This window comes from Stutzerimonas stutzeri (assembly GCF_024448935.1).
GTDB lineage: Bacteria > Pseudomonadota > Gammaproteobacteria > Pseudomonadales > Pseudomonadaceae > Stutzerimonas > Stutzerimonas stutzeri_AO.
Window position 1 is genome coordinate 1 of sequence record NZ_JAMOIE010000068.1, and the last position, 11811, is coordinate 11811.

Here is an 11811-nt window from a genome sequence, read left to right on the forward strand (position 1 = left end):
TCTGCTTCCCTTCTGCGGAAGCCACGCGAAAAGCGGCCTTAGGGCCGCTTTTTTTTGGTTGTGCGCCAGGCATGGCGCACCAATAAAAAACCCGCTGCAGACTCGGCAGCGGGTTTCGTGTGGCGCAGTAGCGGTTCGTCGATCAACCTTCGATTAATTGACGAAGCACAAAGTGCAGAATGCCGCCGGCCTTGTAGTACTGCACTTCGTTGAGCGTATCGATACGGCACAGGATCTGGAAGCTGTCGCGTGAACCGTCGGCGCGCTCGATGTCGACGCTCAGCAGTTGGCGGGGCTTGATGTCCGCGCTCAGACCGCGGATCGATAGTTTTTCGTTACCGGTCAGGCCCAGTGTTTGCCGGGTCTGGTCGCCTACGAACTGCAACGCCAGTACACCCATGCCGATCAGGTTCGACCGATGGATACGCTCGAAGCTTTCAGCAATAACGGCTTTGACGCCCAGCAGGGTGGTGCCTTTGGCAGCCCAGTCGCGGCTGGAACCGGTGCCGTACTCCTTGCCGGCGATGACCACCAGCGGCACGCCTTCAGCCTGGTAGCGCATGGCGGCGTCATAAATCGACATGCGCTCCCCGTTGGGTTGGTACAGCGTGTTACCGCCTTCCTCGCCGCCGAGCATCTCGTTCTTGATGCGGATGTTGGCGAAGGTGCCGCGCATCATCACTTCATGGTTGCCGCGGCGGGAACCATAGGAGTTGAAGTCCTCCGGTTGCACGCCCAGCTCCTGAAGATAAACACCGGCCGGAGAGCTGGCTTTGATATTGCCTGCCGGGGAAATGTGGTCAGTGGTGATGGAATCGCCGAACAGGGCCAGGATCCGTGCATTCTCGACGTCCGCAGGCGGCGTCAGGGGTTGCCCGATGTCTTCGAAGAACGGCGGGTTCTGCACGTAGCTGGAGCTGTCGTTCCAGGTGTAGGTGTCGCCTTCGGTGAAGGCAATGGATTGCCAATGTTCGTCGCCGCTGAATACGTCGGCATACCGGGTGCGGAACATCTGGCCATCGATCTTGCTGACCGCTTCGTTCACCTCGGCGCTGGTCGGCCAGATGTCCTTGAGATAGACCGGCTGACTCTGTTCGTCGTAGCCGAGCGGCTCCTTGTCCAGGTTGATCCGGGTCGTCCCTGCCAGGGCGAAAGCGACCACCAGCGGCGGCGATGCCAGCCAGTTGGCCTTGACCAAGGGGTGCACGCGCCCTTCGAAGTTGCGGTTGCCGGACAGCACCGAGGAAACGATCAGGTCGTTGTCGGTGATGGCCTGGCTGATGGCCTCGGGCAGCGGTCCGGAGTTGCCGATGCAGGTGGTGCAACCGTAGCCGACGAGATTGAAGCCAAGCTGGTCGAGGTAGGTGGTCAACCCAGCACGTTCAAGGTAATCGGTGACCACCTTGGAGCCTGGGGCAAGCGAGGACTTAACCCATGGCGCTCGCTGCAAGCCACGCTCCAGCGCTTTCTTCGCCACTAGGCCTGCGGCCATCAGCACGTTCGGATTGGAGGTGTTGGTGCAAGAGGTAATGGCTGCAATGACCACAGCGCCATGCTTGAGGCCGTATTCTTCGCCGGTAACCGGGAACGATGCGTCGATCTGCTGCGTCTTGCCGCTGGTTTCCAGGAGCAGATCGAAATTTGCACCGATGTCGCCGAGCGTTACCCTGTCCTGCGGACGCTTCGGGCCGGCGAGGGAGGGCTGAACCTGACTGAGATCCAGCGCCAGGGTGGCGGTGAAGACCGGGTCCGGCGAGCTGCTGTCGCGCCACATGCCCTGCGCTTTGCTATAGGCCTCGACCAGGGCGATACGGTCCTCGTCACGCCCGGTCAGGCGCAGGTAGTCGATGGTGATCTGGTCGACCGGGAAGAAGCCGCAGGTGGCACCATATTCCGGCGCCATGTTGCCGATCGTCGCGCGGTCGGCGAGCGGAAGGTGGTCCAGGCCTGGACCGAAGAACTCGACGAACTTGCCCACGACACCGTGCTTGCGCAGGATCTGCGTCACGGTCAGCACCAGATCGGTGGCCGTCACGCCTTCGTTGAGCTTGCCGGTCAGGCGCATGCCGATCACTTCCGGGATCAGCATCGAGACCGGTTGGCCGAGCATCGCCGCTTCCGCCTCGATGCCGCCCACGCCCCAGCCCAGGACGCCAAGGCCGTTGATCATGGTGGTGTGTGAGTCAGTGCCGACCAGCGTGTCAGGGTAGGCGATGGTTTCGCCGTGCTCTTCCTTGGTCCAGACGACTTGGCCCAGATATTCCAAGTTCACTTGGTGACAGATGCCGGTGCCCGGCGGTACCACGCGGAAATTGTCGAAGGCCTGCTGACCCCAGCGCAGGAACTCGTAGCGCTCACTGTTGCGCTGCATCTCGATATCGACGTTCTGCCCGAACGCCTTGTCGGTACCGAAGCGGTCGACCATCACCGAGTGGTCGATTACCAGATCCACCGGCAACAGCGGGTTGATCCGCTGTGGGTCGGCACCGGCCCGCGAAACCGCATCTCGCATGGCTGTCAGATCGACCACGGCGGGCACGCCGGTAAAGTCCTGCATCAATACACGGGCCGGGCGGTACTGGATCTCTCGTTCGGAGGTATGCGTTTTAAGCCACACTGCCAGCGAGTTGAAGTCATCGGCGCGAACCGTGACGTCATCTTCCCAACGCAGCAGGTTTTCCAGCAGCACCTTGAGCGAGGTCGGCAAACGGCTGATGTCGCCGAGTTGCTTCGCCGCTTCGGGGAGGCTGTAGTAATGGTAGGTTTTGCCGTTCACGTCGAGGCTGCGACGGCAATTCAGGCTGTCCAGGGATGGCATTGGTCTCTCCTTATGCCCGCACGGACGGGCTGATTGAGTCGGGAGCGTTCATTAGAACCTAGCCCCTGGCGAAAGGGTTCGCCACGAAACTGGCCGCCAATCGAAATGGCGAAGCGTACGAGAGTCGGGCCGCGACAGCGTGTTCGCAGCGGCCTAAAGGCGCTGCTTGCCGGGCGCAAACGACTCCTGCAACTGTACACTGGACCGAACCAGTAAGCCCGTGGTTCCCCACTCGGCTATCATGTGCGGCTTTTGTCGTAGGGGGTGCTGGTGCCGATGCGCCTTGCGCCGCTTGTAGGATTCGTACCATGAATACATTGCTGCTGCATTGCCGCCCCGGTTTCGAGAACGAGGTGTGCGCCGAGATCAGCGATCAGGCCGCTCGCCTCGAGGTGGCCGGCTATGCCAAGGCCAAAGCCGACGGTGCCTGTGCCGAGTTCATCTGCAACGACGCAGCAGGACCAGAGCGGATGATGCGTGGTGCGCGGTTCGCTCGGCTTATATTTCCCCGGCAGTGGGCGCGCGGCGAATGGCTGGCGCTGCCGGAAACCGACCGGATCGGTGTGTTGCTCGAACGCCTCAAAACAATGCCGGTGTGCAGCAGCCTGTGGCTGGAAGTGGTGGACACCAATGATGGCAAGGCGCTTTCCAACTTCTGCCGAAAATTTGAGGGCCCGTTGCGTAAGGCGCTGGAAAAGGCCGGCAGATTGAAGGAGGGCGGTCAGGGGCCGCGCCTGTTGCTTACGTTCAAGAGTGGTCGTGAGGTCTTTGTTGGCCTGGCCGAGGCGGACAACAGCGCCATGTGGCCGATGGGTATCCCGCGGCTGAAATTCCCCCGCCAGGCGCCGAGTCGTTCGACGTTGAAACTCGAGGAGGCCTGGCACCATTTCATTCCTCGCGATCAGTGGGATGAGCGCTTGGCCCCAGGCATGACAGCCGTTGACCTCGGCGCCTCCCCGGGCGGCTGGACCTGGCAGCTGGTCAACCGGGAAATCGAGGTAATGGCGGTGGACAACGGGCCAATGAACGAAGAGCTCCTCGAGTCCGGTCTGGTCGGCCATTACCGTGCTGATGGCTTTGCCTTCCGCCCCAAACGCCCTGTTGATTGGATGGTTTGCGACATCGTCGAGAAGCCCGCAAAGAATGCCGCACTGCTCGAAACCTGGATCGGCGAAGGCTTGTGCCGCGAGGCCGTGGTCAACCTGAAGCTTCCGATGAAGCAGCGCTACGCCGAGGTGAAGCGGCTCTTGGAACGCATCGCCGACGGGCTTGCCGAACGAGGGGTGAGGGCGAGCATCGGCTGCAAGCAGCTATACCATGACCGCGAGGAAGTGACGTGCCATCTGCGTCGGTTGTAAACCCTGCCGCCTGCTTCTGGCGCGACAATAGCGACCTGTTTTCTGGAGCCCCTGATGTCTCGAACTACCGAACTGTCTGCTGATGCGCTGCTCGATGCCAGCGGCCTCAACTGCCCTGAGCCGGTCATGATGCTGCACAACAAGGTGCGCGATCTGCCTGCGGGCGACGTCTTGAAAGTCATTGCGACCGATCCATCAACCCAGCGCGATATTCCCAAGTTTTGCGTGTTTCTGGGCCACGAGCTGGTCGACCAGCAGGCTGACGACGGCACGTATCTGTACTGGATACGCAAGAAGCTCGACTGAACGCCGCGCACCTTACGGGCGCCTCATCAGACGCAGGGAGGCAGAAACACCAGCTGCATGCCGACGAATACCGTCGCCAACGCCGCGATGAAGTGAATCCCGGATGACACCTTGAGCACGAAAATCTGCCGATCATTGAGGTCGCAGGGTTCGTGTGCCAGCTTCCAGGTCCGGCGCCCTAGCCACAGCAGCAGCACAATCACCAGCACCGTGAACAGGCCGAAGCTTGCGTTCAGCCAGTTGAATACGCCCTGGCTGGGGTCCGGTGGTGCGATGCCGCAGGCCACCGCGTGCGAGCCGTACATGGCGGCAAACCAGAGGCTCCAGATGGTCAGCCCAAACGGAATCTGAATGGGGTGGAAGACGGACGTGCGGTTGTACTTCATCAGGCACCTCCCCACGCATTCGGGAACAGGACAATCGCGGCATACGCGCTCCAGACCACGCCGAGGTTGTAGTACCAGAGCTGCTCGACGACCACCACTTCATAGGGCGCCTTGTCGCCGACGTAGCCGTACATCACCCGCAAGGTCTGCAGCAGCGTGAGAATCGTCGCCAGCCCGCAATGAATCAGGCCGTAGGCCAGTATCACGAAGACCACCGCGTCGTGCGCCGTCTCGGTCACCTTCAGGTTCGCCGTCAGCAGCAGCCACAGCAACATGACCCACTGCACGGCGCCTATCGCCGTGATGGCGCCGAGGTTGAGCATCAACCGTCCGCCGCTTCCCCGCCGCAGCCGGCCGGGCACGAGTCGCATCCACAGCGTCCCGATCGTCAGCAGCACGGCGCTTGCGAGCATCAGCCAGCCGTTCAGGCCGGAATGCTCCGGTACCATCCATTCGGGTGAGACTGTCCACAGGTAGAACCAGCCGAACAGCAACGACAAGTAAAGGGTGCCGTTGGCCAGCAGGGTGACGCCCATTCCCCAGAGGCCGGGTCCGTCAAAGGTCCGCGAATGCAGCGGTGGCTCGCCAGGTTGCGTTTGCGCATCGGGCGCGGCGGCGGGGTGGGCGCCGTTCTCCCAGGACCAGCGCAACAGCACGCTCAACGTGGCGACCGTAGCGATCAGCGCGACCCAGTAGAACTTGTTCAGCAGGCTCAGGCAGAGCACCGCCAGAAACACCGACGCCACGAATGGCCACCAGCTGTTGCCCGGCAAATGAATGACTTCGCGGGCTTTGCCGCTCAGCGGATCCGAGCCCCAGGTTTCACGCCGGCCATGGTCGATGGACTTCAAGGCATGCTCGCCGCGGGCGATGCTGTGGGGCAGGTCGGGGTCTTTCCATAGCGGATGACGGTCGGTGACGTCCGGCAAGCTGACGAAGTTGTATGGGCTCGGCGGCAGGCACGTGGCCCACTCCAGGGTGTCGGCATTCCAGGGGTTGGTTTTTGCCGGTTGACCGAAGCGGAAGTGCAGCACGATATCCAGCAAAATGGTGCCGATGCCGATGGCCATGATAAAGCTGCCGATCGAGGAAATCAGGTTGGGCAGGTCCCAGCCCAGACCGGTGTCGTAGGTATAGACCCGTCGCGGCATGCCGATCAGGCCGGTCCAGTGCATGATCAGGAATGTGGTGTTGAAGCCGATGAACACCAGCCAGAAGCCCCAGCGGCCCAGACGCAGCGAGGGCATACGGCCGGAGAAGTGCGGCAGCCAATAGTAGAGCCCGGCCATCAACGGAAAGAACATCCCGCCCACCAGCACGTAATGCATGTGCGCGACGATGAAGTGGGTGTCATGCACCTGCCAGTCGAAGGGCACCAGCGCCACCATCACCCCGGTCAGGCCGCCACAGACGAACACGATCAGGAAGCCCACCAGCCAGAGCATCGGCACGTGATAGACCGGTTTACCCAGCCATAATGTCGCGATCCAGGCAAAAATCTGTACCCCTGTGGGTATGGCCACGAGCATGCTCGCCGCGGAGAAGAACCCCAGCGCCAATGCCGGAATGCCGACGGTGAACATGTGATGCACCCACAACCCGAAACTCAGGAAGCCGGTGGTCAGCACGCCGAGCACCACCCAGCGATACCCCACCAGTGGTCGCTGACAAAACACCGGTAGCAGGGTCGAGACGATGCCGGCCCCGGGCAAGAAGATGATGTACACCTCCGGATGGCCGAACAGCCAGAACAGGTGTTGCCAGAGCACCGGGTCGCCGCCCTTGGACGGATCGAAGAAGGGCAGGCCGGCAGCCCGTTCCAGCTCCAGCAGAATGCTGCCCAGGATCAGTGGCGGGAAGCCGAACACGATCATCAACGCCATGACCAGGATGTACCAGGCGTACAGCGGCATCTTGTGCAGCGCCATGCCATTGGTACGCGTGCGCAGGATCGAGACCACCAGCTCGACACCGGCACTGACTGCAGAGATCTCCACGAAGGTGATGCCGAGCAGCCAGAAGTCCGAGTTGACGCCCGGCATGTGGGCCGAGCTCGACAGCGGCGTATACATGAACCAGCCCGCTTTTGGCGCGACGCCGAGAAACACGCTGGACAACAGGATGATGCCGCCGAACAGGTAGCAGAAGTAGCCGAGTGACGAAAGACGCGGAAAGATCAGGTCTCGAGCGCCGATCATCTTCGGGATCAGGTAGACCGCCAGGCCCTCCATCATCGGCACGGCGAAGAGGAACATCATCACCGAGCCGTGCATGGTGAAGACCTGGTTGTAAACCTCCGGCTCCATCAGCACATACCCGGGCAGGGCCAGTTGTGTGCGGATGAGCATCGCCATCAGCCCGCCAATCAAAAAGAACACGGCGCCGGTGACCAGAAAACGCAGGCCGATGGTGGTGTGGTTGACAATGGTCAGCGCGCGCCAGCCGCGTGGGTTGCCCCAGACTTCGTTGAACTGGTCGTGCAGTTGATCCGGATCCGTGCTGGGTTTGCGGCTTTGGTCGAATCGAGTCATGGAGCGAGCGTCTCCAGCCAGTCGGCAATCTGATCGAGGGTTTGCGGCGGAACGCCGTCATGCGCGGGCATGCCGTTGCCGAATTTGAGCGTCTTGTGTTCACCTAGCCACTGACGCAATCCGTCATGGTCGTTGTCGATCACGCCGGCGCCGAGGCTTGGCCGCGTGGCAAGGTCCGAGAGGTCCGGGGCGCGACTGCCGTTGGTGATCCCCGCGACACGGTGGCACTGACCACAGCGCTCATCGAATACCTGGCCGGCTTCGCCCGGTGCGCGTTGGGTAAAAGAGAGGTTCTCCCGCGCTGCGATCCAGTTATCGAAACCGCCTTCGTCCAATGCTTCGACATGCAGCTTCATATGGGCGTGTTGCAAGCCGCAGAATTCCGAGCACTGACCGTGGAAGACGCCGGTATGACCCGCCTGCAGGCGAATGACGTTGGTGCGACCCGGGATCATGTCCATTTTGCCGCCGAGTCGCGGAATCCAGAACGAATGGATGACGTCGGCGCTGGTGACGTTGACGTCTATCAGCCGCCCTGCCGGGATGATCAGCTGGTTCGCGGTGGTCACGCCGCTGTCCGGGTAGTGCACCTCCCACCACCATTGGTGACCGGTGACTTCAATCTTCAACGGCTGCTGACCCTCGACCGGCAACGGCATCATGCTGCGCCCGGTGGGGATGCCGAAGATCAGCAGAACAACGATGCTCAGACTCGGCAGCACGATGCCACCGCCAATGACCCAGCGTCGGTTGATCCTCAACGCCTGTTCTTTGCTGGTCTCCCGCGGCTTGCGTGCCAGTGCATGGATCCAGATGGCGCTGACGGCGACCAGCACCAGCGTGGCGAAGGCAAACATGCCCCACCAGACATGAGCGATCTGGCGCGCCATGTGGCTGGCTGGGTTGAGCGATGACAGCGGACCGCCGCAGGCAGCCAATAAAGGAACTGCCAGCGCCAGCGTGGTCCATTTCATGAGGTTGCCGGCTCGTCTTGCACGGCGGCCAACTCCCGAGAAAAGCTGCCGGAGCGTCGAATGGCCCGATACAGAGATTCCATCCACAGCCGCGCTGCGATAGCCGGCCACCCGCTGCACCCGATGCTGATCCACTTTCCAGTTGCCGCGCTGACCGGCTTGCTGCCGGTCGATCTCGCCCACCTCTGGACCCTTGACGATTTCTGGTGGCGTGCCGGTTTGTGGCTGTCCGGTGTGGGTGCACTGGGTGGCTGGGTCGCCAGCATTTTCGGACTGATCGATCTGGTGACCGTGCGCGAGATCCGCCAGAAGATCACGGCGTGGTGTCATGCGATCCTCGCCGTGATGATGCTGTCGCTGGCTTCGCTGAATTGGCTGCTGCGTTACCAGAACGATGCCCAGAGCATGCAGCTCTGGGCGCTGTACCTGTCGGCGATCACTGCCGTGCTGATTTCCCTCGCGGCCTATCTCGGCGGTCGGCTGGTTTATGAGCACGCTGTCGGGGTCGATCTGGAGAAGGTCTGATCCAGCCACGGGCGGAAAATGGGATCGTTCGGTCATGGGCATCTTCGAGTTGATCGAGCGGTTCGGGGCATGGGCTAGAAAGGCTTCGCCAGCACTAGCCAAAGCGTCGCGGTGATAAACGTTGCGGCAACTGCGCCAAGAAAACGACAACGAATGCTGACGCTCTGCTCGGGCGCCCGCTCAACATGCAGCACCAACACGCCACACAGTGCGTGGCAGAGCACCATCCCGGCCACGGCGCTGAGCTTGACGATCAGCCAGCCGGCGACCAGGCCCTGGTTCAGGAACAGGGCTGTGCCCGAGCCGATGGCGACCAGGGCGGCCGGCGTTCCGATCAGGTTGAAGACCATGCGTGTCAGATGGGCATGGTCACGGTAGAAGATCGGGTCACTGCGTCGAGTGCCTGCGGCTATCAGCGCCGGCAGGTAGAGCAGGGTGCCGCACCAGCAGAGCAAGCCCGCGAAGTGCACCAGTTTGAGCAAGGGCATGCAGGTCTCCGTCCAGCCCGCGGCAAGTCAGAAGTTGTGACAACCTCGTGCCGGAGCGGTTCGGAGCCAATGCCTGGCGTCTGGTTTGAGGCTTTAGTCGACACTGCCCGCTTCAGTCGGCTTCAGGGTCATGCGCGGTCTGGATGTTCTCGTCCTGCAGTGACTTGCGACTGAACAGTTGTGTGCCGCAGCGGCTACAGAACGACGCGTTGGGTTCATGGCTGAGCTTTTCACAGCTCGGGCAGCGGTAGTGAAGACTGTCTTCACGCATGGCTGTCGCCAGTTCCGCAGTGAAAATGCCCGTTGGGACGGCGATGATCGAGTAACCGGTGATCATCACCAATGTAGCCAGTGCCTTTCCCAGAGGGGTGAGGGGCACGATGTCGCCGAAGCCAACCGTAGTGAGGGTCACGACCGCCCAGTAGATGCTCATCGGAATGCTGGTAAAGCCGTTGGCAGGCCCTTCTATCACGTACATTAGCGTGCCGTAGATCAACACCAGGGTGGTGACGCTAAGCAGGAACACGATAATTTTCTGCTTGCTGCCCCTTAGCGCTACCAGCAGAAAATTGGCCTGGCTCAGGTATTGCGTCAGCTTGAGCACGCGGAACACCCGAAGCATCCGGATTGCGCGAACCACAAGCAGGTACTGGGCATCAGGCAGCAGCAAAGCGATGAATGCTGGCAGCACCGAGAGCAGGTCGATCGCACCGTAGAAGCTGAAGATGTACTTGCGTGGCTCTGGGTGGGTATAGATGCGCAGCAGGTATTCGATGGCGAATACGGCCGTGAAGAACCACTCGAGGCCCGCCAGCAGCGGCCCGTATGCTTCTCGGTAGGCCGCAACGCTGTCGAACATTACAACCACTAGGCTGGCCAAGATGAATACCAGCAGCCAGGTGTCGAATCGCTTGCCGGCCGACGTGTTGGTAAAAAAAAATGATGACGTAGAGGCGCTTGCGCCAGCCCATCGATCGGAGGGCTTCGTTATCCATCTGCTCAGGCTCCCGGTTCGGCAAAGACTTGGATTATTGTCGACTAGGACTCGCGCATTCAAAGCATCGTTGCGAACGTATCGCCACGGCCGCCATCGAAACGGTTTGCAGGCGCTATTGCAGAGTACGCTTGCCTGGTGACTGAGGGCTCTGCTCTGCACTGTCCGAAGCTCACCGTCTGGCGAGCTGGCTTTGCCTCGGATCACTTTCAGGCATAGTCTTGCACCAAGCGCATCAACCCGCTGGAGAGCGAAATGCAAGATTCAAAGTTGGTCGATCCGTTCGGCCGACGCATCACTTACTTGAGGTTGTCGGTCACCGACCGGTGCGATTTCCGTTGCACCTATTGCATGAGCGAGGACATGGTCTTCGCTCCGCGCGCTCAGATCCTCACGCTGGAAGAGCTCTACGCGGTAGCAGATGCGTTCATCAGCCTGGGCGTCAAACGGATCCGTGTGACCGGTGGCGAGCCGCTGGTGCGCAAGGGATTGCCGAGCCTGCTGAGTCGTCTGGGTGCCCGTGAAGAGCTGGAAGATCTGTCGATCACGACCAACGGCTCGCAACTGTCGACCCTCGCGCCCGTGCTTCGTGATGCGGGCGTCAAACGTCTGAATATCAGTCTGGATTCGCTCAAGCGTGAACGTTTCGCTGAACTCACGCGCCGCGACATGCTTGCGCAGGTGATCGCCGGCATCGATGCTGCTCGCAGTGCCGGATTCGACCGAATCAAGCTCAACAGCGTGATCCAGAAAGGCCGTAACGACGACGAAGTCCTGGATCTGGTGAATTTCGCCATCGGGCGCGGGCTGGATATCAGCTTTATCGAGGAAATGCCGCTGGGCAACGTCTCCAGCCATGAGCGCGAGATTACTTTCTGCTCCAGCGAGGACGTGCGCGAGCGTATCGAAGCCGGCCACCAGCTGGTACGAAGCAGCCACACCACCGGAGGCCCGTCACGCTATTGGCAAGTCGCCGGAAGCGATACCCAGGTGGGCTTCATTTCGCCTCATAGCAATAACTTCTGTGGCAGTTGCAACCGGGTACGCGTCACCGCCGAAGGCAAGCTGGTGCTCTGCCTCGGCCACGAAGGGGCACTGGATCTCAAGACCTTGATGCGTCGCTACCCCGGCGACAGTGAGCGGCTGCGCCAGGCGTTGGTCGATGCGCTGCAGCTCAAACCTGAGAAACATGAATTCCGCACGGACGAGCAGGTCCAGGTGGTGCGCTTCATGAGCATGACGGGCGGTTGAGCCGCAGTCGCAAGCTTCAAGCTTCAGTAGGGTGGGCTTCAGCCCACCAACAATGAAGGATAAGGCGGCCTGAAGCGAAGCGTTGCTCGACCCAGCCTTACAGCCGTCTCAACTGCGGGTCGGCAGGAATGGGTGATGGGCCGCGGTGGATGAGAAAAGCGTCATCCACCCTACGAGTGG

At 61.2% G+C, this 11811-nt stretch carries 9 protein-coding genes and 1 pseudogene; 4 read left to right on the top strand and 6 right to left on the bottom strand.

Annotation, left to right across the window (positions count from 1 at the left end; genetic code table 11):
- Positions 1-142: 142 nt before the first annotated feature.
- Entirely contained in the window at positions 143-2818 is a 2676-nt protein-coding gene (gene acnA, locus NA637_RS17545; protein WP_256073581.1) for an aconitate hydratase AcnA, read from the bottom strand.
- 308 nt (positions 2819-3126) lie between these two features.
- On the opposite strand from acnA, the gene rlmM reads away from it, so the two are divergent.
- On the top strand, positions 3127-4176 hold the full coding sequence (rlmM, locus tag NA637_RS17550; protein ID WP_256073582.1) for a 23S rRNA (cytidine(2498)-2'-O)-methyltransferase RlmM: 1050 nt from the start codon (positions 3127-3129) through the stop codon (positions 4174-4176).
- A 54-nt stretch (positions 4177-4230) separates the two neighbouring features.
- A complete protein-coding gene (tusA, locus tag NA637_RS17555; RefSeq protein ID WP_045427723.1) occupies positions 4231-4482 on the top strand; it encodes a sulfurtransferase TusA in 252 nt (83 codons plus the stop codon).
- Between the two features lie 26 nt (positions 4483-4508).
- Here the strand turns inward: tusA and NA637_RS17560 are convergent, their stop codons facing one another.
- From NA637_RS17560 to coxB, 3 genes are read right to left on the bottom strand one after another with little or no spacing between them, the layout of a single operon-like run.
- Positions 4509-4868: a hypothetical protein gene (locus NA637_RS17560; RefSeq protein ID WP_256073583.1), complete on the bottom strand. Its 360-nt coding sequence runs from the start codon at positions 4866-4868 to the stop codon at positions 4509-4511.
- On the bottom strand, positions 4868-7399 hold the full coding sequence (ctaD, locus tag NA637_RS17565; protein WP_256073584.1) for a cytochrome c oxidase subunit I: 2532 nt from the start codon (positions 7397-7399) through the stop codon (positions 4868-4870). Before ctaD ends, NA637_RS17560 begins: the two co-directional genes overlap by 1 nt.
- The gene (coxB, locus tag NA637_RS17570) at positions 7396-8289 is read right to left on the bottom strand and encodes a cytochrome c oxidase subunit II (RefSeq protein WP_256073599.1); all 894 of its coding nucleotides are present in this window, start codon (positions 8287-8289) and stop codon (positions 7396-7398) included. The genes ctaD and coxB overlap by 4 nt, the downstream gene beginning before the upstream one ends.
- Before the next feature lie 144 nt (positions 8290-8433).
- Here coxB and NA637_RS17575 point away from each other — a divergent pair, with 144 nt between their 5' ends.
- Positions 8434-8898 (top strand): DUF2231 domain-containing protein, encoded by a 465-nt coding sequence (locus tag NA637_RS17575; protein ID WP_256073585.1) that lies wholly within the window; start codon positions 8434-8436, stop codon positions 8896-8898.
- A gap of 74 nt (positions 8899-8972) precedes the next feature.
- Here the strand turns inward: NA637_RS17575 and NA637_RS17580 are convergent, their stop codons facing one another.
- Positions 8973-9386, bottom strand: coding sequence for a CopD family protein (locus NA637_RS17580; RefSeq protein ID WP_256073586.1), 414 nt, complete (start codon positions 9384-9386; stop codon positions 8973-8975).
- A gap of 112 nt (positions 9387-9498) precedes the next feature.
- Positions 9499-10381, bottom strand: a pseudogene (locus NA637_RS17585) (ion transporter).
- A gap of 254 nt (positions 10382-10635) precedes the next feature.
- Between NA637_RS17585 and moaA the strand changes: the two are divergent.
- Positions 10636-11631 carry a GTP 3',8-cyclase MoaA gene (moaA, locus tag NA637_RS17590; protein WP_256073587.1) on the top strand — a complete coding sequence of 332 codons (996 nt, stop codon included), beginning with the start codon at positions 10636-10638 and terminating at the stop codon, positions 11629-11631.
- Positions 11632-11811 lie beyond the last annotated feature (180 nt).